Annotated in this window: 20 protein-coding genes; 10 read left to right on the forward strand and 10 right to left on the reverse strand. The window is 62.6% G+C overall.

What is annotated here, in order from left to right; translation table 11 throughout:
* Positions 1 to 542 precede the first annotated feature (542 nt).
* Positions 543 to 2303: a hypothetical protein gene (locus ACFCU0_RS03275; protein ID WP_434972235.1), complete on the forward strand. Its 1761-nt coding sequence runs from the start codon at positions 543 to 545 to the stop codon at positions 2301 to 2303.
* Between the two features lie 56 nt (positions 2304 to 2359).
* Here the strand turns inward: ACFCU0_RS03275 and ACFCU0_RS03280 are convergent, their stop codons facing one another.
* The 3 genes from ACFCU0_RS03280 to ACFCU0_RS03290 form a co-directional block, all read right to left on the reverse strand.
* Positions 2360 to 3358 carry a hypothetical protein gene (locus ACFCU0_RS03280; RefSeq protein ID WP_434972236.1) on the reverse strand — a complete coding sequence of 333 codons (999 nt, stop codon included), beginning with the start codon at positions 3356 to 3358 and terminating at the stop codon, positions 2360 to 2362.
* A 180-nt stretch (positions 3359 to 3538) separates the two neighbouring features.
* The gene (locus ACFCU0_RS03285) at positions 3539 to 4168 is read right to left on the reverse strand and encodes an MlaC/ttg2D family ABC transporter substrate-binding protein (RefSeq protein WP_434972237.1); all 630 of its coding nucleotides are present in this window, start codon (positions 4166 to 4168) and stop codon (positions 3539 to 3541) included.
* 221 nt (positions 4169 to 4389) lie between these two features.
* Positions 4390 to 5898, reverse strand: a complete 1509-nt coding sequence (locus ACFCU0_RS03290; RefSeq protein ID WP_434972238.1) for a TolC family protein — start codon at positions 5896 to 5898, stop codon at positions 4390 to 4392.
* A gap of 194 nt (positions 5899 to 6092) precedes the next feature.
* Here ACFCU0_RS03290 and ACFCU0_RS03295 point away from each other — a divergent pair, with 194 nt between their 5' ends.
* Positions 6093 to 6383 (forward strand): DUF721 domain-containing protein, encoded by a 291-nt coding sequence (locus tag ACFCU0_RS03295; protein WP_434972239.1) that lies wholly within the window; start codon positions 6093 to 6095, stop codon positions 6381 to 6383.
* Between the two features lie 41 nt (positions 6384 to 6424).
* Here the strand turns inward: ACFCU0_RS03295 and fabF are convergent, their stop codons facing one another.
* Together fabF and ACFCU0_RS03305 are read right to left on the reverse strand one after the other, a co-directional pair.
* Positions 6425 to 7684, reverse strand: a complete 1260-nt coding sequence (gene fabF, locus ACFCU0_RS03300) for a beta-ketoacyl-ACP synthase II (protein ID WP_434972240.1) — start codon at positions 7682 to 7684, stop codon at positions 6425 to 6427.
* Between the two features lie 237 nt (positions 7685 to 7921).
* Positions 7922 to 8161: an acyl carrier protein gene (locus ACFCU0_RS03305; protein WP_434972241.1), complete on the reverse strand. Its 240-nt coding sequence runs from the start codon at positions 8159 to 8161 to the stop codon at positions 7922 to 7924.
* 506 nt (positions 8162 to 8667) lie between these two features.
* Between ACFCU0_RS03305 and metK the strand changes: the two genes are divergently transcribed.
* The 3 genes from metK to ACFCU0_RS03320 all read left to right on the forward strand — a co-directional run bounded on the left by metK (position 8668) and on the right by ACFCU0_RS03320 (position 13321).
* A complete protein-coding gene (gene metK, locus ACFCU0_RS03310; protein ID WP_434972242.1) occupies positions 8668 to 9825 on the forward strand; it encodes a methionine adenosyltransferase in 1158 nt (385 codons plus the stop codon).
* Between the two features lie 183 nt (positions 9826 to 10008).
* Positions 10009 to 11547: a S10 family peptidase gene (locus tag ACFCU0_RS03315; protein WP_434972243.1), complete on the forward strand. Its 1539-nt coding sequence runs from the start codon at positions 10009 to 10011 to the stop codon at positions 11545 to 11547.
* A gap of 490 nt (positions 11548 to 12037) precedes the next feature.
* The gene (locus ACFCU0_RS03320) at positions 12038 to 13321 is read left to right on the forward strand and encodes an adenosylhomocysteinase (RefSeq protein ID WP_434972244.1); all 1284 of its coding nucleotides are present in this window, start codon (positions 12038 to 12040) and stop codon (positions 13319 to 13321) included.
* Between the two features lie 292 nt (positions 13322 to 13613).
* Here the strand turns inward: ACFCU0_RS03320 and ACFCU0_RS03325 are convergent, their stop codons facing one another.
* Positions 13614 to 14108, reverse strand: coding sequence for a hypothetical protein (locus tag ACFCU0_RS03325; RefSeq protein ID WP_434972245.1), 495 nt, complete (start codon positions 14106 to 14108; stop codon positions 13614 to 13616).
* Positions 14109 to 14407: 299 nt separating this feature from the next.
* On the reverse strand, positions 14408 to 14752 hold the full coding sequence (gene fdxA, locus ACFCU0_RS03330; RefSeq protein WP_434972246.1) for a ferredoxin FdxA: 345 nt from the start codon (positions 14750 to 14752) through the stop codon (positions 14408 to 14410).
* A gap of 192 nt (positions 14753 to 14944) precedes the next feature.
* Between fdxA and ACFCU0_RS03335 the strand changes: the two genes are divergently transcribed.
* Together ACFCU0_RS03335 and mltA are read left to right on the forward strand one after the other, a co-directional pair.
* The gene (locus ACFCU0_RS03335) at positions 14945 to 15346 is read left to right on the forward strand and encodes a methylglyoxal synthase (protein ID WP_434972247.1); all 402 of its coding nucleotides are present in this window, start codon (positions 14945 to 14947) and stop codon (positions 15344 to 15346) included.
* A 49-nt stretch (positions 15347 to 15395) separates the two neighbouring features.
* Positions 15396 to 16634 carry a murein transglycosylase A gene (gene mltA / locus ACFCU0_RS03340; RefSeq protein ID WP_434972248.1) on the forward strand — a complete coding sequence of 413 codons (1239 nt, stop codon included), beginning with the start codon at positions 15396 to 15398 and terminating at the stop codon, positions 16632 to 16634.
* A 57-nt stretch (positions 16635 to 16691) separates the two neighbouring features.
* On the opposite strand, the gene ACFCU0_RS03345 is transcribed toward mltA, so the two are convergent.
* Together ACFCU0_RS03345 and ruvB are read right to left on the reverse strand one after the other, a co-directional pair.
* Positions 16692 to 16817, reverse strand: a complete 126-nt coding sequence (locus ACFCU0_RS03345; RefSeq protein WP_434972249.1) for a hypothetical protein — start codon at positions 16815 to 16817, stop codon at positions 16692 to 16694.
* 160 nt (positions 16818 to 16977) lie between these two features.
* On the reverse strand, positions 16978 to 18036 hold the full coding sequence (gene ruvB, locus ACFCU0_RS03350) for a Holliday junction branch migration DNA helicase RuvB (RefSeq protein WP_434972250.1): 1059 nt from the start codon (positions 18034 to 18036) through the stop codon (positions 16978 to 16980).
* Positions 18037 to 18358: 322 nt separating this feature from the next.
* On the opposite strand from ruvB, the gene rpoN reads away from it, so the two are divergent.
* Complete coding sequence (gene rpoN, locus ACFCU0_RS03355; RefSeq protein WP_434972251.1) at positions 18359 to 19912, forward strand: RNA polymerase factor sigma-54; 1554 nt, start codon at positions 18359 to 18361, stop codon at positions 19910 to 19912.
* A gap of 140 nt (positions 19913 to 20052) precedes the next feature.
* Here the strand turns inward: rpoN and ACFCU0_RS03360 are convergent, their stop codons facing one another.
* Positions 20053 to 20928 (reverse strand): hypothetical protein, encoded by an 876-nt coding sequence (locus ACFCU0_RS03360; protein WP_434972252.1) that lies wholly within the window; start codon positions 20926 to 20928, stop codon positions 20053 to 20055.
* 321 nt (positions 20929 to 21249) lie between these two features.
* On the opposite strand from ACFCU0_RS03360, the gene ACFCU0_RS03365 reads away from it, so the two are divergent.
* Entirely contained in the window at positions 21250 to 22800 is a 1551-nt protein-coding gene (locus ACFCU0_RS03365) for an aminotransferase class V-fold PLP-dependent enzyme (RefSeq protein WP_434972253.1), read from the forward strand.
* A 67-nt stretch (positions 22801 to 22867) separates the two neighbouring features.
* The coding region (locus tag ACFCU0_RS03370; protein WP_434972254.1) for an RNA polymerase sigma factor at positions 22868 to 23388 on the forward strand (521 nt) is incomplete at its 3' end.

The following is a 23388-nucleotide window of genomic DNA, read 5'->3' on the forward strand; positions in this document are numbered from 1 at the left end:
AGGAAGCGGACGTCGGCGCCGATTCCGAAGTCGCCGCCGGCGTCGGAAATGTCACCAACGGAGAGCACGGCGCGCGGACCGATCTTCACCTGGGCGTGGGCATCCTGCGTCGGAACCGCGAGGAAGAGGAGGGCAACGAACAGTGTAGCAAAGGAAAATCGTTTCATGTCTGAGGTCGATCAATCTGGGTGGGGTATGATACAGGGGACCGGGAAAGTCCCGGTGACCCGCAGCACTTACGATAGCGCGAAAGGATCGCGTATGCGGCCAATCCTGTCGTGATGACTGCATGAAAATACAAAAATGTGGTAGGACAGCAAATCGGGGCTGCCAGGCAGGCCCGAGTGCCGACGCACGCGTTCCAGGATCGGGATCGGACGACAGATTTCCGTGTGCATACGGAAGAGCTGTTTCCTACGTTGGTCACGCCGTATGTTCGACGCTTCGCCTCTTCGGCGTTCCGCACGCACGCATCCCTTCTGTCACAAGGAAGACCATTGATGGTCGGCTTGCTTCCGCTCCGTTCGTCCTGCTGTCGGTTCGTGCGCATCGCCGTTCTGGTGGTGCTCGCGTGCACAGCAATGGCGCCATCCCCGTTGGATGCCCGGGCGATGGACACGCCGGCGGTCGCAGACTCCGTGGACAGGACCGCCTTTTTCTACGGTGGGCGTGGTGTAGTGTGGGACATGCCGGAGGCAGCGCGTGCTGCCGAGTTCACGCTCGAGGACATCGCCGAAGCAGGCGTCACGGTCGTCCGCGTACCGGCGGAGCGCTGGCTTGCCCCGGACGGGGACCGTCATGCGGCGCGTGTCCTCGCCCGGGCGGAGTCCCTCGACATCTCCGTTGCGGCCGACCTGCCCCTTGCGTACCGGAGCGCCGATCAGGTTTCGGCGGCTGCGGATACCCTGGGTCCCACGCTGGACCGGCTGGCGTCGATCGCGCGTCGCCACGAAGCTCTCGTGGCCATTGGCCTGGGCCGAGCGCTGGATACGGCCTCCCCCGACATGTGCCCGGTTCTCACGGCTCTTGCGTCAGAGACCGAAGGACGGATGCCGTCGCTGTCGCGGTATTACGTCACTCCGTTTCGGGCCGCGTCGGACCGGTGCGCATCCAGCGTGGACGGCGTGTTGCTCGATGTGCGCGGGCTGGAGGATCCTCTTAAACGGTGGCGCCGGTGGACGGAGCGAAGCACCGCACCCGTCGCGATCGCGGCAGCCGGCGCGTGGGTGGATCCGGAGGCCACGTCCGGGCTCAGCGTGCCGCACTCGGTGGAACGCCAGGCCCGCGCCATCGAATCGATGCTGACGGGCTGGATTCCCGCGTCCGTCGACCCGCTGCTGGCAGCCCCCATGCAGCGGGCCGGCCCGGGTGGGACCGCCGAGGGAGAGAGGGCGGGACCGACCGTCTTCGTTTTCCGCTGGGCGGATACGGAAAGCCCCCTGGGACGTCGGTACGGTCTGCGGACGGTCTCCGGCGAGTCGCGTCCCGCAGCGTCGGTCGTTCGCGGCATCTACAGTGGTGAGCAACGCGTATTTGCGTTTCCCTCCGGCGAAGCGCCCGGAGCGGAAGCGCCGTGGGCCGTCCTTTTCGGCTGGTTCATTCTCATCGGCATGGGCGCCCTCTACGCGCGGCGGCCACTCTTCCGGCGGGCGCTCGGCCGCTACTTCATGGCGCACGGGTTTTACCGCGACAGCGTGTGCGAGGGGAGGGACACCGTTCCCTTGGTAAACTGGATCTGCCTTCTTGCGGTCGGCATCGCAACGGGCGTTGTCGCGGCTGTCATCATGGAGGTGCTGGCGCCGTCGATGATCGCCGAGCGGCTCGTGGAAGCGCTCAATGCAGGTCTCGATCATCGGGTGGGGACCGTGATCACGGCGCCCGTTACGACGGGGGCGCTCACGGCCGGCCTCGTGGTCGCGCTGCTTCTGGTCTGGAGTATTGTTATCGGGCTGACCGTTCGAAGTTGGGCGGTGCTTCGTAGTGATCAGGTGCTCATGCTCGTCGCATGGCCCTGCTGGCCGGCCCTCGTCTGGATGGGCGTGGCGCTCGTAACGATTTCGACCGAGACGGCCGGTAATCCGGAGGCGGCAGGATTACTCGCCGCGTTCAGCGTCCTGACCGCGATCCTATCCACCGTGCGGGTTCTGCGCGATGTGAAGGCCGTCACGCAGATGCCCGCGGCCGTAGCGACCCTGCTCGCCCTGTTCAGCCCGGCAGCCGTCATCGCGGCTCTTCTCGCCGTCGGCTGGGCGCAGGCCGATCTGCCGCTGGATCTACTGATCCACCTGATGGGCCAGACATGATGGGCCAGACATAACCGGGACAAACGGGTCGACGTCGGAATATGAGGCTCACTGCCTTATTTCTTGAGTCGCGGCGTCGCGCGCTCGTCCAGGAGATGCTGCCAGACGCGGTGCGCGAAGTCGTAGAACGGCTCTTTCTGGTGGAGCCAGCCGAAGTGAATGACAAAGGGCGTCACCTCCATGCGGTCGCCGAGTCCGGGCAATTGATTTGCCAGGCCGAACAGGAAGTCCCGCAGGTCTCGAGACGGTATGCCTCGGAGACTGTAGATAAACGGCGTTGTGTAGAACGTACACGACACCTCCCGAAAGTCGTCATCGTGTGTGGTGAGGCCGTCGATGTAGTCAAGCTGCGGGCTGTTGCGTCCCTGCAGCCAGGGGAAGACGGCCAGCTCCAGCTTGCTCATCGCCATCGCGATGCTCCATTCGCACGTCTCCTCGCTCCGTCCTTCGTCCAGTCGGCTCCGGAAATGCGTTTCGTCGGAGCGGGCCAGGAAGTCGGCGGCGGTCTCACAGACAGCGCGCGTTGTGTCGTCGTCGCGGGCGTAAATCATGCCCGCCTGCACGCGCGGCAGGTTTGTCAGGCCGAAGTGCCGGAGCGTCCGCCGGCGCCGACGGAGAAGCATATCAAGCAGAACACCGGCGCCTTTCGGTCCCCCGAAGAAATGATCCGCCCGCATCAGCCCGGTGCCGGTGAAGGGAAACGCCTGGAGCTGCGTCCACAGCGGGTCCGGATTCCGGCACCAGATCATGTCCGCGTCCACGAACAGGGACCGGTCGAAGATTTTGAACCGGTGAAGGTGGTGCTTGAACCCGACGATCGACCGATGCTCGGGCGGGAGCGGCTCGATGTGGTCGAAGAAACGGTCGGCCCCGTAGCGTTCGAGCATCTCCCGGTGCGGGTCCGGGCAGAAGATGGCCGTTGGGCGCTCGTCATCATACCGGCGAAGCGTTTGCACGGACGCGACGGCGTGCTGGGCGTACTTCTCTCCTCCGTAGCTGTGGAAGACGTACCCTTCCGTCGGGGCGTGGGACGTAGATGAGCGGGAGGCAGGCATTGGGACGAGGGGCGTGGCGAAAGGGTGAGAGTGCGGCGATGCGACCGTCGCCCGGTTCCGGGACGGGCGATGAACGGGCCGAGTGTTCGAAGCCGGCGGTGCGTAACATACGAGTCGCCGGAGCAGGGAAGATCCGCTCCGGCGACTTGTTGATACCAGCGGTTCGGCACGATCACAGATCTACCGCGCCGACGTCACCTTGTCGCGCTTCTTCTTGAGGCTGGTCATCAGCGCATCGAAGCCCCGCTTACGTATCACCGTCTGGAAGGAGCGGGCGTAACTTTCCGCGGTGCTGACGCCGTCGACGATGATGTCCTGTGCAACCCACGTCGTGTCCTGCTTTTGCAGGTCGTACACAACGGGCGTCTGGGTACCCTCGTATTCGGTCAGCGTTTCGACGTAGGCGCTGTCTCCTTCCACCTTTATGTCCTCATACGCCACCCGAGAGTTGTAGACCTCAAGGTCGGCCAGCGACTGGGCGCGTACGATATCGCGGAATACGTCCACGAATTCGTTTTTCTGGTCATCGCTGAGGTCCGTCCAGAACGGGCCGAGGGCCACCTGTCCCATGGCGCGAAAGTCGATGACGCCGTTAATGAGCGTCTTCAGTTCCTCCCGCTGGTCCGTAGAGAACGACGAGGTGTCCCCATTAAGGATCGACTTGATCTGCTGGTCGCGCGATTCGAGCATCGTGCGAATCTCTGATTCGGCCGCGTCCTGGGCGTATACCGGTGCGGAGGGCACCAGAAGCGTCACGCTCAGCAGGAGCGCAAGAACCGTCAGGAAACGAGAGGGGCGCAAGGTACGCATGATCGGTGGAAAAACGTTGGGACTGAGAATGGCGAAACGGGCCCGGAACCAACGACCGTGTCCGTCGCCCTTGTAGCCGCAAGGCAGACCGGGAAAGTCACACATCCATCAGTGACAACGGCGCCCGGAAGGTGTTTCGTATGCGCGGAGTGCCCGGTGAACGCATGCCAGGCGCGAGTCGGCACCGATCGGTCCCCGCCTCGGAGGGTCGAACGAAAGGGTTAGTTGTCGCTGCGGCTGAAGATGTCTCGCTCTAAGTCATCGGTAAGCGTCCCCGTCGCGTCGAGCAGTTTCAGGACGGCCGTGTTGTAGGCTTTGACGGCCTCAAAGTAGCGCGCTTCCGCTTCCAGATTGGCGCGGACGGCCTTCACGAGGTTCTCCGTATTACCGAAGTCCAGGTCGAAGTTGATCTGTTCGTTGCGGAGCCATTCTTCGGTGATCCGGACGGATTCGTCGCGCGATTCGACGTTGGTTTTCTGGATGATAACGTTTCGAAACGCGTCTTCGATTTCGAAGCGAACGAGTTGGCCGGCGGCCTCTTCCTGATAACGTACCTCGTTGAGTTCCGCTCGGGCCTGTTCGACGCGTTCGCGGGTCTGAAGGAAATTCAGATTCATCTGAATCCCGAAGCCCGTTCGGGTGGAGTTGCCATTGAACGCGTCGCCGACGTAGGCGCTCCGCTGCTGCGGGCGATTCGGCGTGTAGGAGTATGCGTAGGTTGCCTGAAAGCCGATTTTCGGGAAATAGTCCGACCGTTCGACGTCGACGAGGGCGCGGCGCGCCTTGATCCCTGCCTCCGCCTGGTCCAACTCGGGGCGATTCCTCAGGCCGAGGTCCAGGTAGTAAGCCAACGAGTCGGGATGGATCTGGAAGTCGACCGGCTCAAGGCGCCGGTCGGCCGTTTCCACGACGACGTCGTCCGGCAGAAACAGTTGCCGGCGAAGCGCGGATCGTGCCGTTTCCAGGCGCTCCCGGATTTCGACGACGCGGCGCTTGTACTCTTCCTCCGTCAGCCGGACCTCGAAGAGATCGGCCTGGTCGACGTCCTCATCCCCTTCATCCAGCAGACGCTGCACTTCGCGTTTGGCGCGGTCGACGACCTCGCCCGTTTCATCGGCAAGGCGTTGCAAGGCTTCGACCAAGAGAAGCGAGTAGTAAATGTCGCCGGTGCGGCGGGCGACCTCCAGCTGCTTGATATCGACACTGGCTGTTTCAACATCGACGCCGTGCCGGGCGGCACGAATGCTTCCGCCGAGTTCCCCGGCCGTGTAAATCGGCTGCTGGGCACGCACCTCCAAGCGGTTGAACGGCTGCAGGGCGTCCACCGTCCAGTCGTTGACGATCTCCGGATCGAGGTAATAGGATCCCGGGGGCCGGGTCGTACCGGTCGGGATGTCGAGGCTGGGCGCGAAGGAATGTGCCGTGTTTGCGGAGAACGATGTCAGAAAGCGGCTCTGGCGGGCCTCTCCGAGCCGGGCTTCGGCGAAGGATCGGCCCGCGCGCTCGATCTCGAGCTCGGGGCTGACATCAAGCGATCGCTGCACGGCATCCGATAGGGAAAGGCGGACCGTATCCCCGTAGGCGGACGGCGCCCGGCGGACGGTGTCATCCAGCGGCTGTGCGACGATGCCGGTCGGGAGGAAGAGGGTCTGCAGCAGGGCGAATGCGAGCAGCAGGACCAGCGCCGCGGGAAGCGAGGCGGGGACAGGGCGAGACAGAATACGCGGCATGCAAACAGAGAGGACGGAGGCTCGAGGATGACGAAAGGACGGACGGGAAACGAGCGGGTACACAATCGGTGAATCAGCCGCCCGATGCGGTGTAGAGGTAACGTCAGGCGGACCGTTCCGCCGAACGCTGTGGCCCTGTCCGCGTTCGTGGACGTGTACTGGACGTTTCCATCGTACCCGACTGGAGCATTTATATGTCAACCGATAGCCCTCAGCCGCTCGGCGATGTACTTCAGGATGTGATCGATCGACTCGGGATGCGAGATAAGATCGACGAGGCCCGCGTGGTAGAGACGTGGGCTACGATCGCGGGGGATCGCGTCAACGCGGTGACGGAGTCGGTCTGGATGAAGGGCGACACCCTGTTCGTCAAGATCTCGTCCGCCGCCTGGCGCCAGGAACTACACATGAATCGCCGGGCGTGGCGCAATCGGCTGAACGACGCGCTCGGACGCGAGATCGTCGACAAGATCATGTTTCGCTGAACCGAGGTCCTGCCTGGCCGGACGTTCTGCGTGGGCCCGTATCATCCGTCGAACTTCTTAAACGCGACGGAGGTGTTGTGGCCGCCGAAGCCGAAGGCGTTGGAGAGGGCGACGTTTACCACGCGTTCCTGCGCCTCATTGAACGTGTAGTTGAGGTCGCAATCGGGATCGGGAGCGTCGAAGTTGATCGTCGGGGGCACCACGTCGTGGCGGGTCGCGAGGATCGTGGCGATGGCCTCGACGGCGCCGGCCGCACCGAGGAGGTGGCCGGTCATGCTCTTCGTCGACGACACGTTCAGCTCGTGGGCCGCGTCGCCGAAGACCTGCTTGATCGCCTTTGTCTCCGCGACATCCCCGAGCGGGGTAGACGTGCCGTGCGCATTCACGTAGTCAATGTCCTCCGGCTCAATGCCGGCGTGCTCCAGGACGCGATTGAGGGCGAGACGGACGCCGCCGCCTTCCGGATCCGGGGCCGTCAGGTGATGCGCGTCGGCCGATGTCCCGATGCCAATGACTTCGCCATAAATGTCCGCGCCACGCGCTTTCGCGCTTTCTAAGGACTCGAGGTAAAGGGCGCCGGCTCCTTCCCCCATCACGAAACCGTCGCGGTCTGCGTCGAACGGGCGAGATGCCGCTGCCGGGTCGTCGTTTCGGGTAGAGAGGGCGCGCATGCTGGCAAACCCGGTGATGCCAAGGCGCGTCACGCACGCGTCGGTGCCGCCGGCGATGCATGCATCCATCTCGCCGCTTCGAATATGTCGGACGGCGTCCCCGATGTTGTGGTTGCCGGTCGCGCAGGCGGACACGATCGCGTGGTTGGGGCCCCGGAAGCCGTACTGCATGGCGATCTGCCCGCTGGCGATGTCCGGGATCAGCATCGGGATGAAAAACGGCGACGTCCGCTTTTCGTCGTTTTCGACGAAGTACTGCGACTGTTCGTAAAACGTCTGCATGCCCCCGATGCCGCTTCCATAAATTACGCCGATCCGATCTTTCTGCTCCTGGCTCATGCTCTCCGGGTCGATCCCCGCGTCGTGAACGGCCTCATCGGCTGCGACCAGCGCGTACTGGCAGAAGGGGTCCATGCGGCGGACCTGCTTGGCGCCGAGGTGATCGGCCGGATCGAAGTCTTTCAGCTCCGCGGCAAAGGTAACGCGCATGCCTTCCGTGTCGAACGACTCAATCGGAGCGGCACCGCTGGTCCCTTCGAGCAGTGCGTCCCAGAAGGACGACACCGTGGTGCCGATCGGCGTGAGGGCGCCCATGCCGGTAATGACAACTCGTCGTGCAGTGTGATTCATGGGGGAGTCGGAAGGTCGAACCGATACGGTGTGCGAAAGACGCGCGACCCGGTCTGGGCGCGGTAGAGAACCGGACGGCATCGCATCCGGCGGGAAAAGGCCAGCCGAACGATATCGTTACAGGCCGGGACGTTGCGACGCACGGTGCACCATGCGTCGGGGCCGGATACAACGAACCCGGCGAGCACGATCGCCACGAGGCGAGGCTCGCCGGGATGCCGGCCGAAGATACGTCGCTTACGCGGACTTTTCTTCGAGGTAGTCGATGGCATCACCGACCGTGGCAATCTTTTCCGCCTCCTCGTCGGGGATCGTCAGGTCGAACTCCTTCTCAAATTCCATGATCAACTCGACGGTGTCGAGCGAGTCGGCGCCGAGGTCGTTCGTGAACGACGCCTCCGGCGTAACGTCCGACTCGTCAACGCCGAGCTTTTCGACGATGATACCGGTGACGGTAGATTTGATGTCGTTGGCCATAACGTGGCAGCCTCTTGCTGGCTAATGGGTATCCTGGTGCGAAAAAGAGTGGGATGACGGACGCAGACGCGTACCGATGAAACCAGAGCGATGGAATGCTCTGCACGGCCGGCGCCGGCGAAAAACGGGCCACCCCGGCATTCAAACGTTGAAACGTACGTTTCGGAATTCCGAGAATCAATTCCCGCTTCCCGTTTGACGGGGACTTCGCACGGTCGATCGGCTTCGTGATCCATACGTTGCAATCCATTACCGAGCGGCGGGCGATGGTTGCGTACGTTACGGGATCGCTCTGCAAATCCGATGTCAAACCGGCCGAGAAAGGCGGATTCTGGGCGCTTCTAACGGGCTTTTCGCAAATCTTCCGTCGCGCTCAATGGGAATGGGGGTGCCTCGTTCGTATACTAATGGGCCGTACGGACGCTGTCCGTCGACCCGATGAGTTCTTTCCGCAGCGCTTCGCCGGCTGCGGGATCGTTTCCACCCCACGAGCTGTCTGCCGTTTCATGGCTTACCTCTTTACTAGTGAATCCGTGTCGGAGGGCCACCCCGACAAGGTTGCCGATCAGATTTCGGATGCGATTCTCGACGCCCTTCTCTCCGACGATCCGTCGAGCCGCGTTGCGGTTGAAACGATGGTAACCACCGGCCTCGTCGTCTTGAGCGGAGAGGTCTCCACGGAGGCCTACGCGGACGTCCGGGAAATCGCACGCGAAGTGATCCGCGACATCGGCTACACCGACCCGCGCCTGCGCTTCGATGCGGACTCATGTGGCGTGCTCAGCAGCATCCACGAGCAGAGCCCGGACATCAGCCAGGGGGTGGATGGGAAATCTGAGCAGGGCGCCGGCGACCAGGGCCTGATGTTTGGCTACGCGAATCGGGAAACCGACTCCCTGATGCCGATGGCAATTACGTACGCCCACCGGCTGGTGCGAGAGCTGGCCCACATCCGGAAGGAAACGGATCTGATGCCGTATCTCCGGCCGGATTCGAAAAGCCAGGTCACGGTCGAATACGACGATGATCGCCGGACGCCGCGTCGCATCCACACGGTCGTTGTGTCGACGCAGCACGACGAGGGCGTGTCCCAGGATGAAATCGAACGTGACGTGCGCGAGCACCTCCTGCCGCGGGTCATTGCCGATGAAATGCTCGACGAGGACCTCGTCCTTCACGTGAACCCGACCGGACGGTTCGTGATCGGAGGCCCGCACGGCGACACCGGCCTTACCGGTCGGAAGATCATCGTCGACACGTACGGCGGCAAAGGAGCGCACGGCGGCGGAGCGTTCAGCGGAAAAGACCCGTCGAAGGTTGATCGTAGCGCGACCTACGCGGCCCGGCATGTGGCCAAGAATCTTGTCGCCGCCGAGCTCTGCGATGAGGCGCTCGTTCAGGTTGCTTACGCGATCGGTGTGCCGGATCCGGTCTCGATCGATGTCGATACGAAGGGCACCGGCAAGCTCACCGACGATCTACTGACGAAGCTCGTCCGCGATCATTTCGAACTCTCGCCGTCCGCGATCATCGACCGCCTCGATCTGATGCGTCCGATGTACCGCAAAACGGCTGCCTACGGGCACTTTGGTCGAGACACGTTCCCGTGGGAAAAGACAAACTACGTTGACGCGCTGAAGCACGCGGCCAAGCAGATGGCCTGAGTGATGGACGGTATTTCGTAGCATGGACGCCCCGGTACCGTCGTGCCGGGGCGTTCTTTTTTCCGCCAATGCCGCATCTCGCGCTGGACCGTCCCGCACAGCCGGGTAGTTGTTCTGCGGCCTGATACCGTGTATGTTGCAGATCGCCCAACCCGTCACATCCGTGGTCTCCATCGCCCCCCTATGTTTTCCGCTTTTTCCCTGCGCACCCGCGTCGTGTGCACGCTGATTGCCCTCGCAACGTTGATCGGAGTCTATCCGGTCCCGACCGCCGCCCAAGCCCCCGACACCACCGGCGGGCCTGCACTGTATCCTGATACCGTCGTCACGACCGAGCACACGGTCGAGGTCGACGGGGAAACGATTCGGTACACGGCAGACACCGGCTACCTGCCGCTCCGGGCGGAAGATGGGACGGTCGAGGCGAAGATGTTCTACATCGCCTACCGAAAGGAGGATGGCGACCGAGCGGACCGTCCCGTGACGTTCGCATTCAATGGAGGCCCGGGCTCGTCGTCCGTTTGGCTTCACCTCGGCGCACTCGGACCGCGTCGCGTGCCCGTCGTATCGGACTCGGCGGATGTCCTGCCGCCGCCCTACGACCTTGTCGATAACGCGCACACCTGGCTCGACTTCACGGACCTCGTCTTCATCGATCCGGTGACCACCGGATACAGCCGCTCCACGCAAGCCGTGGACGAAGACCGCTTCCACGGCTTTGAGGGCGACATCGAATCCGTTGCGCGCTTCATTCGCCTCTACGTCACGCGAAACGAGCGGTGGTCATCGCCCAAATTCCTTGCGGGAGAGAGTTACGGGACCGTTCGGGCGGCTGGGCTGGCTTCCGAGTTGCAGGACCGCCACGGGATGTACCTGAACGGCATCGTGCTGGTCTCCGCCGTGCTCAATTACCAGGCGAATGCGTTCGATACCGGGAACGACCTCGTCTACCCGCTTTTTCTGCCGACCTACGCGGCCACCGCGCACTACCATAACGCCCTCCCGCCGGCGCAGCAGAACCGCGACCTACGCGACTTCCTGGATGAGGTCGAGCGGTGGGCGACGACGGATTATACGGTCGCGCTGATGCAGGGCGATGCGTTGCCCGACGCCGATCGCCAGCGCGTGATCGACCGACTGCACCAGTATACCGGGCTGTCACGCGAATTCATTGCCGACGCCAATCTGCGCGTCGTCGACCGCCACTTCTACAAAGAGCTGCTTCGCGATCGGGGGCTAACGGTCGGCCGTCTGGACAGCCGGTTTACGGCGCAGGATCGCGTGGACGTCGGTGCGCGCCCGGAGTTCGACCCGAGCTATTCCGCGATTCTCGGACCGTATACGGCTACCTTAAACAGCTATCTGCGGGAAGAACTCGACTTCGAAACCGACCTGCCGTACGAGATTCTGACCGGTCGCGTATGGCCGTGGGACTACGAGACGTTCGAAAACCAGTATCTCGACGTCGCCGAGCCGCTGCGGCAGGCGATCCACAAGAATCCCGCCCTTCACGTTCATGTGGCCAGCGGGTACTTTGACGTCGCCACCCCGTACTTCGCGACGGATTACGTCCTGGATCACATGGGGCTTGAAGAGTCCTACCGGGACAATGTGAGCGTCAGTTACTACGAGTCCGGGCACATGATGTACGTCTACGACCCGTCGCTGGAACGCTTTACGGAGAACGTCCGTGACTTCTACCAAAATGCCGTCCCTCGCTGACGCGTGCTCCATAACCGGTACGACCGCACCTCACCGTCGCTTCCATCCCGGAGGCGGCGGTTTTTCGTTGGGGATGGAGGATTGTGGATTGGGGATTGTGGATTGGGGATTGTGGATTGGGGATTTCGGGTTGGGGAGTAGGGTTTTCGGTTCTTGGATTCTGGATCTGGGGATAGAGATCGCCACCAGGGCCTGATTTCATCAACTTGGCTGCAGGTTCGGTCGGCTGAATGGCCCGATGTTAACTCCGACCCACGACCCCCGACCCACGACCCCCGACCCTCGATCTCGGACCCATATCGAACGGGAGGCGAATTCGTCGATGCGTGCCTGACTGAAGGCGCCTGGCCGCGCTACGTGATGCTTCGAGCGGCGACATCGTCATTCTCTGTGCCTTGAATTCTCGCCTAACGTGGAGCATTGTCGGGGGCCTTCAAGTACGGGTTGTCTGAGCTGCCGAGTTACATCTTAATGACACATCCGCACACCGATGGATCACAAAGAAGGGGCGTACAAGGTCAAGGACCTTGGGTTGGCCGAAAAGGGTCGCAAGCGCATTGAATGGGCCGAGAGCCGCATGCCGGTTCTCATGAAACTGCGCGACGAGTTTTCGAAAACGAAGCCGTTCGACGGTTACAAGATCGCAGGCTGCCTGCACGTGACGAAGGAAACCGCCGTACTGGTGGAAACCCTCGCCGCCTGCGGTGCGGACGTGGCATGGAGCGGTTGCAACCCGCTCTCGACCAACGACGAGGTGGCGGCAGCGCTCGCGGCCAACGGAATGGCGGAGATTTACGCCTGGCACGGCCAGAGCACGGAGGACTTCTACTGGAGCATCGATCAGACCATCCAGCCAGAGGCTCCGCACCTGACCCTGGACGATGGCGCAGACCTCATCTTCCGCGTGCACTCCGAATATCCGGAAATGGCGGAGAAAATCGTCGGCGGCTCAGAGGAGACGACCACCGGTGTGCACCGTCTCCGCGCCATGGACGACGACGGAAAGCTGCTCTACCCCGTCTTCGCGGTCAATGACGCCGAGACGAAGTGGGACTTCGACAACGTCTATGGTACCGGCCAGTCCACGATCGACGGCATCCTCCGCGCCTCCAGCGTGATGCTCGCCGGCAAAAACTTTGTCGTCGCCGGGTACGGGCACTGCAGCCGCGGCGTCGCGATGCGCGCGAAGGGCATGGGCGCCAATGTCATCATCACCGAGGTGAAGCCGACCGCTGCCCTCAAAGCGACGCTCGACGGACACCGCGTGATGACGATGGACGAAGCCGCTCAAATCGGCGACATCTTCGTGACTGCGACGGGCATGAAAGACGTCATCCGCGGTCGCCACTTCCTCAAGATGAAGGACGGCGCGATCGTTTCGAACACCGGCCACTACGACGTAGAGCTCAACCTCGAGGAGCTGTCTGAGCTGTCGGTGGCGTCGCGGGAGGTTCGCGAGAACAACCGCGAGTACACGATGGAGAACGGCAAGAAGATCTACATTCTGGCCGACGGCCGACTGGTGAACCTCGCGGCAGCCGAAGGGCATCCGAGTGAGGTGATGGATATGAGCTTCGCCAACCAGTTCCAGGCTCACCTCGCCCTCGTGCGTCAGCATGAAGCCGGCGAACCGCTCGGCCCGCACGTGATCGACCTGCCCGAGTCGCTCGATCAGGAGATCGCCCGGATCAAGCTCGAAACGATGGGTATCGAGATCGACTCGCTGACCGACGAGCAGGAGGTCTACGCCACGGACTACTCAGCAGGCACCTGACGGCTTGCGGAATCACAATGCAGGATCTGGGATGGAGAATTCGTACTCCTGTCTCGATCCGCTCTATACCTGCGCCCCATCGGCTTCGGTCGGTGGGGCGTCTTTTTTTTTGCGTCATGTTCGGTTCGAGGGACGTGTGAGCGGGCGGTCTGCGTCGCGCGCATCATCTCGTCACCGCGTCGTCGGTCCCGTCTGTCCGAGCGAATGCACCGCACGTCACCGCCCGCCAGCCGTCCCCCGGCGACGTATCTCACCTCATCCATCTCACACCGCCTACCTGAGGTCCCGCGCCTCACTCTGCATCTGCGGTCACAACCGTGCCTTCCATATCGACGTGATTCAGGCAGTTGTACGTGGCGACCTCCTGCGAAAGCGAGCGGGTAAATGTAAAGGCCATGCCGTCATCGTCCGCCGTGAAGTTGATGTCCGGTTCGTTGCTCAGGGATCCGCCCCCATCGCGTTGATTCAGCAGGATGGTGCCGTCCGGGCCCCGGAGGGCGAACGGATGATCGGTCACGCCGGCATCGTTCTCCACGACGAACCGTACGCCCTCGTTCAGGCGGAGCGTGGGGTTTTCCGTGCCCGCATCAACGACGCCGTCGGCGCCCTGCACGTTTGTCGCGATCCACGCTTCCGTTCCCAGATTTCGGAAGGTTAGAATGACGGTCGGCGGCCCTTCGGGATCGGGGCCACTGATCGTCGTTTCGCTGCCGGTCTCACAGGCGGTAAGGAAGAACAGGCTTCCAGCAAGCGTCAGCAAAACAAAGACCGAGGAGGCGGTGCGCATAGCACGTCGGGGAAATCGAGGGAAGGGAGCGACTCATGTCGTACCGGGTAGTGCGTACCGGGTAGTGCGTACCCGATAATGCGTACCGGATAGTCACGGCGGGGTTTGCGTACGCCTGCAGAGCCGGTCGGGAGTTTTCGCCGTTCGCTCCGACGCTCCGACGATCGTCGGAGGGCTGCCTTTTGATTTCTCACCGCTCGAGCCGCCCCCGGCATCGGTGCAGGACACGCATAAAAAAGCACCGCCCCGGGATGGCCGGAGCGGTAGTCTGATGCAGATCGTATGGTTGGGGCGGCGGGCTATACGTCCCAGGTCAGGATGTCCTCCTCGGATTTCTCCCGCGACTCCCATTCCTCGGCGTCCGGCATGGGGTCGGATTTCTCCGTGATGTTGTACCCGAGCTCGCGCCACTGATTGGACAGGTACTCGTTCCATTCCGTGTAGTGCTGGTATTCCTCCGGCAGTTCATCATCCGGATAGATGGCCTCAACCGGGCAGACGGGCACGCAGGCGTTGCAGTCGATGCACTCATCAGGTTGGATCGTGAGGAAGTTCGGCCCCTCGTAGAAACAGTCCACGGGGCAAACCTCGACGCAGTCAGTGTACTTGCAATTAATGCACGGTTCGGTGACGACGTACGGCATAAAAAGAGGAGACGGACAGAGCAGAGGGGAGTTGATTCGGTAGGTTGATAACCCGTATGTTTTCCGCAGTTCCAGAGAGACACATGCGTTACGGGTGCACGACCGGTCGAGCCGCCGCAGGTGCGCGGTCCCTGCGCATCCGACCCCATCTCCGGCTCCGTGTCCGTCTTTTCCCCTCCTACCGACAGCATCATGCCCGAGGATCCCGTTCTGGCCCTCATTGCCCACGACGGCAAGAAGGCCGATCTCATCTCATTCGCTCACAAACACGTCGACCTTCTCCGTCGCTTTCGCCTCGTCGCCACCGGGACCACGGGCCAGATGCTCGCGGACGAGCTGGATCTGGACGTGCGCCGATACCACTCCGGACCGCTCGGCGGGGATGTGCAGATCGCCGCGCGCATCGTCGAGGGAAATGTCTACGCCGTGGTCTTTTTCATCGACCCGCTTGGCAAGCACCCGCACGAACCGGACATTCAAACCCTTCTCCGCGCCTGCAACGTCCATAACGTACCGATCGCAACGAACGAATCAACCGCGAAACTCCTGCTGCAGAAAACGGCGGTTCAGGATTTGTTGCCGCCGGACGAATAACCTGCAGCCCCCCGTCCAACCTCCGTTCTCCCATCGCATTTCCGGTTGCATGCCCCGACGTCTATGTGTTCTGTTCGTCGTTTTCCTGTTCCTTGCCGGCTGCTCGTCTCCGGATGATGCGAAGAAGGATGTAGAGGCGACGTTTGACCTACGCCCTGTAGAGATCCGGCAACTCGATGGATGGCGTCCTACCGGCAATGCGGCGGCCCTCCGGGCATTCCGGCGGTCCTGCGAGGCGCTTGCCGACCGCCCGGCGGGCGCGCGGATGGTACCCGACCGTCCGGCGTTTGGCACGACGAGCGACTGGCTACCCGTCTGTGAAGAGGCACAGCAGGTAGAGGATTCCACGGATGCGGCCGCTCAGCGCTTTTTCCGGCGTGCGTTTCGGCCCTACCGCGTGGTGATGGGGACGAAGCGGGAGGGCCTGTTCACGGGCTACTACGAACCGCAGCTTCAGGGCTCGCGTCGCAAAACCGACGTTTTCTCTGAACCGCTCCATCGACCGCCCGCCGACCTCATCCGCGTCAACCTTGGCGATTTTCGGTCGTCGATGGACGGAGAACGGCTCTTCGGGCGCGTGGATGGCAGTCGACTCGTGCCCTACTACGAGCGATCCCGGATTCAGGACGGCATCCTGTCCGGGCGCGGGCTGGAGATCGTGTACGTCGACAGCCGGGTCGATAAATTTTTCCTCCAGATTCAGGGCTCCGGGCGCGTGTTGCTGCGCGATTCGAGCCTGATCCGTGTCGGCTACGCGGCGGCGAATGGGCAGCCGTACCGGGCGATCGGGCGTGACCTGATCGCGATGGAGGAGGTGGCCCGCGAGGACATGTCGATGCAGGCGATTCGACAGTGGATGGCAGAGCATCCCGATCGTACGGACGATCTGATGAACCGGAATCGCTCGTATGTTTTCTTTCGCGAGCGAACGGATCTCGACGCCGGGGAAGGACCGATCGGAGCGCAGGGTGTGCCGCTCACGGCAGGCCATTCCATTGCCGTGGACCCGCGTTTCCTGCCGTATGGTGCCCCACTATGGCTTTCGTCGTATCGCCCACTTACGGACATGGAGCAGGCGGCGGGCGTAGCGCCGGTTGATACCGTCGAGGGGCGCCCCGTCGCGCGCTTCCGCCGGATGATGATCGCGCAGGATACAGGAGGGGCGATCCGGGGCGCCATCCGCGGCGACGTGTTCTGGGGCAGCGGCGATCGGGCGGCGGAGATCGCCGGCCGGATGCAGTCGCCCGGCACATACGTCGTCTTCCTGCCCGACGGACTGGCTCCGTGATGTACCGCTGGGTCACGCGCCCCGATCCTGGTCCGGGGGGGCTCCGGTCAGGCTGACTCAGTTCATCACCCAGTAGCCGATGATCGGGGGGATGGGGCCGTTGAACGACGTGTAGACCAGCATGCGCGGGCTCTCGGGCATGGGGCGGACGAAGACGGCATCGAAGGTCGAAAGGTCGGACATCAGGCGGTGGACATGAGGTAGTACAGAGACATCCACTCTCATGCAGGAGCGCCTGCGAATATCCCCGACGCGGCAATTCGTGTCGACAGGTTTACGCGTGTAACCGGGCTGTCGACGAGGGCCATCGGTCGTTCGTCCTTCAGAACGCGATTCCGAGTTGCTAAAGATCGCCGCGTCCATCCTCATCCTCGTCAAAGAGGGAGGGGCCTCGCCCCTTCGGCGGTTTTCGGTCGAAGTGGCGGTAGGCGCGGGGCAGAGCGATGCGTCCGCGAGGCGTCCGCTCGAGAAATCCCTCCTGGATGAGGTAGGGTTCGTAGACCTCCTCGATCGTACCCGAATCCTCCCCGACAGATACCGCGAGATTCTTTAGCCCGGTCGGCCCACCGCCGAAGTTCTCGATCAGCGTCAGAAGAATGCGGGTGTCCATGTCGTCGAGCCCCTCTTCGTCAACGTCGAGCGCGTTCAGGGCTCGATCGGCAATCGCCTTTGTGATCTGGCCGTCGCCTTCGACCTCGGCGAAGTCTCGCGTGCGGCGGAGGAGCCGGTTGGCAATCCGCGGTGTTCCGCGCGACCGCCGCGCGATCTCGTACGCCCCGTCGTCCGTCGCATCGACCTGCAGGATCCGCGCCGAGCGGAGTGTGATCTGCTGAAGCAGCGTCGCCGTGTAGTAGTCATAGCGGAAGTCAATGCCGAAGCGGGCGCGCAGGGGAGCGGTCAGGAGGCCCTTTCGCGTGGTCGCACCGATCAGCGTGAAGGGCGGCAATTCGATCTGCACCGTGCGAGCGTTCGGCCCCGCGTCGATCACAATGTCGATGCGGTAGTCCTCCATCGCGGAGTACAGGTATTCCTCGACGACGGAGCTCAGCCGGTGGATTTCGTCGATGAACAGGACGTCCCCTTCCTCCAGGTTGGTGAGGACACCGGCAATATCGGCGGGCTTTTCGAGTACCGGTCCGCTCGTGGTCCGGATGCGCGCGGCCATTTCGTTCGCCACGATGTAGGCCAGCGTCGTTTTGCCCAGACCGGGCGGCCCCGAGAGGAGTACGTGGTCCAGGGCCTCGCTCCGCTGTAGAGCCGCCGTCATAAAAATCCGGAGGTTCTCCTTGATTTTCTCCTGGCCGACGAACTCATCCAGGCTCTGCGGGCGGAGCTGGGTCTCGAGGTCAGCGTCCGCCGTGGAGGCATCGGGACGGAGTGGTTCGGAGCGAGCGGAATCCATAGGGGACGACGACGAGAGATCGGCACGAAACGGGTCAGGTTCAAGCCGGACAGGGGCGAAGGGTTTCGTTGCCCCGGGCACCGTCAGACGTCTGCCTTCACACAGGGATTACGCCGAAGTGCGCCGATCTAGCAAACCTTGATGAGAGGCTTGCGTTAAGAAACAAGCAAACGGAATAGATATTGTGGTACCCACTCAACCCACGCAGCTTAGACCGGCGGAACGGAGGCATCGCGCGAGGACGCGGCATTTCGTGTCTCACATCGTTTCGTTGCTCCACGGTCTTCCTCTTCTCTCGGATGCACCAGGTCGTCACAGTCTCATGCTTGAACTCCATCAAAAACAAGAACTTCAGCAGAAGCTTTCTCCGCAGCAGATTCAGTACATCAAGCTGCTGCAGCTCAACACCCTTGATCTTGAGATGCGGATCAAGGAAGAGCTGGAGGAGAACCCGTTGCTTGAGGAGGGCCTGGACGAAGAGGAGAAGCGGGAGGAGGAGCAGATCGACGCCACGGAGGCGGAGATGGAGAACGAACTGGAGACCGACGACGAGGATGAGTTCGACGTCGAAGATCTGCTCAATAGCAGTGACGACCTGTACGGCTACAAGGCCAATCCGAATTACAGCGAGGACGACGATGATCGGGAGCGCCCGATGCGGTCGAGTACGACCCTGTCCGAGCAGCTCAAGAACCAGATGAGCTTTCTCAATATGTCGGAGACCGAGGAGATGGTCGCCGAGCAGATTATCGGATCCATCGACGAGGACGGCTACCTGCGTCGCGATCCGGAGTCGATCATCGACGACATCCTGTTTAATCAGGGCATCGAGCTCGAGGTCGATGACGTCGAACAGGTGCTGCGTCAGGTTCAGTCGCTCGATCCGCCGGGTATCGCCGCGCGGGACCTGCAGGAATGCCTGCTCCTTCAGCTATACCGGATGCCGGAGGACGTTGACGGGCGCAATACGGCGATCGAGATGCTGGAGGACCACTACAAGGCCTTCACGATGAAGCACTTTGGCAAGCTCAAAAAGCGCCTTGGTGTGGATGATCGCGAGCTCAAGACGGCCTTCGACCTGATTCAGCAGCGTCTGGACCCGAAGCCGGGCGAGGGGCAGTTTTCTGAAGAAACGAATTACATCACGCCGGACTTCACGGTTCGCTTCGTCGATGGCGAGTTCATCATTACCCTGAACGGCCGGAACGCGCCCGACCTGCACATCTCGCGGCACTACCGCAAGATGCTGGAGAAGCTTCGTGCTCAGAAAAAGCGGGAGAAGAAGAAGAAAGCGAAAGCGAAGGCGAAGGGGAAAAAAGACATTGACAAGGAGACGAAGCAGTTTCTGAAGAACAAATTCGACTCCGCCCGCTGGTTTATTAACTCGATCAACCAGCGCCGTCATACGATGACGCTTGTGATGGATGCGATCGTTCAGTTGCAGGAAGACTTTTTCCGCTACGGGGAAGGCAATCTGAAGCCGATGATCCTGCAGGACATTGCGGAGATCATCGACATGGACATTTCGACCGTGAGCCGCGTGGTGAACGGCAAGTACGTTCAAAGTGAGTTCGGTGTGTACGAGCTCAAATACTTCTTCTCTGAGGGACTGGAGACGGTGGACGGGGACGAGGTTTCCAACAAGGAGGTGAAGGCCGTCCTTCAACAGATCGTTGACGCGGAGGACAAGACGTCGCCCTATTCCGATCAGAAACTCGCGGACAAGCTGGAGGAGAAGGGGTTCAAGATCGCCCGACGTACGGTGTCGAAGTACCGCAAGCACCTGAGCATTCCGGTTGCTCGCCTGCGAAAGCAGATTGTCCTGGAGGACGGGGAGGAGGAAAAAGAGCAGGAGCCCGAAGGCGTGGGCGCCTGAAGGCGAGTTGCAGCCTGAATACCAGACGGCTCGATGCCGGACCGCAGAGGTCTGGCGCCGAGCCGTTTTCTATTACCCATACCGGTTCGCCGGAGACCGCGACGGGCTGGGTGCCACCTACGCGTCTGCCGTCGCCGCGTCTACCAGAGTCGGATGTCGAGGCTGAGGCCGAAGAGGAACGAGGCGATGTCCCGGTCCTCGGCGTTGAGGGGCAGCCCGACGGTGATCCCCGGCGCGACCCGGCGGAAGTCGAGGAGCGCGGTGGCCGCTAAATGGTGCCGGCTCTTGTCGCTGTAGGCGCCCGGGGCCGTCGTCGTCCCGCGGCCGGTAAAGGATAGGCCCGTGATCAGGCGCTGGCCTTCCCGCCACAGCTGCACGGCGTAGCGCAGGCGAAGGTCACGCTGCGTGATGGTCGTGCCCGCTCCGGTCTCCTCGTCGAAGACGCTGACCGCGAAGCCGCCCCGGACGCGAACGGAGGTCTTCTGACCGAGCATGAATCGCGTATTGCCCAGCAGGAAGGCCTGCCGTTCTTCTTCGATAAACGCCGCCCCGCGACCGTAGTCGGCCGCGCGGCCGAGGCGGGTGGCAAGCGATCCGTCGGCGACTGGAAGGCGCACGCCGACCTCAACGAGGAGCGGGATGCGGGTGCTGCTGAGCCCAAAGCCAAGCATCGGGTTGCCGAGCGCCACATCGCTCTCGATCCCCGTACCGCTGGCGTGTGCTACCGGGAGTTCGCCGATAATCTCGATGTTTCGGTCCAGGGTATACGACGCCGAGAAAAAGAGGGCGCCGGTCGTAGCCCCCGGCGCATCGTCGTCGTACGCCGGACGAACGGCCTCCACGGAGAGCGTGGAGGGAAGGTACGGGCGGGTGAACATGGTCTGTGCCTGTGCAGGCGAAACGCTCGACAGCAAGAGGACAAGTAGAAGCAGAGAGCATCCGAACCACCTGCCGGGGAAGGCGACGAGGGCCTGATACGTACGACAAAGCCGCTCGACGGGGAAAAGCGTGCGCATGTTGAACAACCATTGATCTCACGAAACGAACGAGCACGCGGGAGAGAGCGGTGCACGCGTGACCGTCTATACTCAGGTCTACGCAGGCTTGATGCAAATTGCTTGATCGGCGGATGCTTCTTTCGGTCTTGTCCCGTAGGTTATTCGTCACAATTCAACGAACGGGTCCCGTCCGCATTTGCTGTCTGACCCACTCGGGCTGTGCCGGCTCGACGCCACGAATGGCCGGCTGCGCCCGTTCTGCGAATGCTCAACTGGCGGAGTCCTCCCGCGGTTGATCGCTCGACTCACTGTTTCCACGCACCGGTTTCTGAACTCGACATGGATTCTACGGTCCGAACCCACATCGATCCGCTCGGAAGCCTGGCGGAGCGCCATCGTCGTCTGGAAGCCCTGCGGAGCTCGTTCACCGGGCTGCATACGACGTACCCGCTCGCCGACGGCACGACCGCACGGCGCACGTACCTCGACAGCGCCGCATCCAACCTGAGGCTCTCGGTCGCGGAGGACGTCGCAAACCGGGCGATGGCCCATTATGCCAACACGCACTCGCAGCTTCACTTTGGCGCGCGCATCATGACGGAGGTGTATCACCGGAGTCACGACATCGTGGCGGACTTCGTCGGCGCGGGGGCGGATGACACGGTGATCTTCTGCGGAAACGGCGTCACCGGCGGGCTGAACCGGATGGCGCGCGTGCTATCGGAGCAGCGCCCCGATCGCGACGTGGTGATCACGACGATGATGGAGCATCACGCCAACGACCTCCCCCACCGGAAGCACGCGGGGACGGTCGTCCACGTCCCACTCGAGCAGGACCCGAACGGGGAAGCCGGTCGGGTGGACATGGACGCCTTGCAGGCTGCGATCGACGAGCATGCCGACCGGTTGAACTACGTGGCCGTGACCGCTGCCTCTAACGTCACGGGCATCGTCAACCCGATTCATGAGATCGCACGGATGGCGCATGACGCCGGCGCGCTGTGCGTCGTCGACGCCGCCCAGTCGGCCGCACATGTTCCGCTGTCGATGTGCGGAAACGCGCCGGATGAGCGGATTGACGTTCTCTGTCTCAGCGGCCACAAGATCTACGCTCCCGGGAGTCCAGGCGTCATCGTGGCTCGCGAAGATCTGTTTGCCGGCCTCGAGCCGCAGGAGGTCGGCGGTGGAATCGTCGAGTTCGTCGATACGGAGCGCTACGTCGTGACGGACGACCTGCCGGAGCGCGAGGAAACCGGCACGCCGAATCTGCCGGGCGCCTTTCTGCTGGCGGCGACGCTCTACGTGCTGGGCCGGATCGGGATGGATCTGGTGGCAGAGGACGAGCGCGAGTTGACGCAGTACGCCCTGACGCATTTCGAGGCCATCGAGGGGTTGCATATCTACGGTTCACATCGTCTCGAAGTGGCCGAACGCATCGGCGTGATCACATTCAACCTGGACGGTCTCCCGCACGGCCTCGTGACGGCTATTCTCAACGATTACTACGGGATCGCCGTCCGCAACGAGTGCTTCTGCGCGCAGCCGTTCGTCCGCCAGCTCCTCGGTATCAGCGATGAGCGAGGCGTGGCACCGGCGTCGTGCACCGATACGTGCGGCCCGGAGGATGCGCCTGCCGCAGGGGATGGAGCACCGGCACGCGAGCAGCCCGGCATGGTGCGCATCTCGTTCGGTCTCTACAACACGAAAGACGATGTGGACCGCGCCGCCCGCGCGCTACGTGAGATCGTCGAGCGCGCGGATGAGTACCGGGAGGCCTATCGCCCGGTCGGCGATGGAAGCGGCGACTGGGTGCACCGGGACTTCTCGTTCGATCCGGACACCGCCTTTTCGATAGAACGGACGGTGGACCACTGGCTGACGTCCGTGTGACGTCCGGTGCCGGGCGGCATCCCTCATCGGTTTCTTTCCAGTTCCTCGCTTTTGTTTTCCCCCACGCATGTCGGCTTCTACGGCACTCGGTCTCCTGCTGCTCGGTCTGGCTCTTCGCGACGAACCGGAGGCCGAAGATCTGGCCCGACGGATCCGTGACGGTGACCGAGAGGCCTTCCGGGAATTTTTTGACCGACACCACAGCCGGCTTTTCGGATACGTGTGCAGCCGGGGCGTACCAGAGGACGCCGCGGCCGACATCGTTCAGAACGCGTTTATCTACGTGTGGACGCATCGGCAAAACATCGACCCGGATCGGTCCCTCCGGTCGTACCTCTTCCGAATCGGTTACACGCGGACCCTCAACTTCTTCCGCGACCACGGCGACCGGCCCGACGTCGACCTCGACCGTGAGCAAGATGACGCAACGCCGGCGCCCGATGCCGACGCTCAGATCACGCTCCTACGCGAAACCGTCGACGCAGCCATCGAGCAGCTTCCCGAGCGGCGTCGCGCAGCCTTCGAGCTGTGCTTCATCGAGGGCATGAGCTACCGCGAGGCCGCCGAAGCGCTGGACGTCACCCGCAA

The organism is Longibacter sp. (genome assembly GCF_051155795.1).
GTDB lineage: Bacteria > Bacteroidota > Rhodothermia > Rhodothermales > Salinibacteraceae > Longibacter.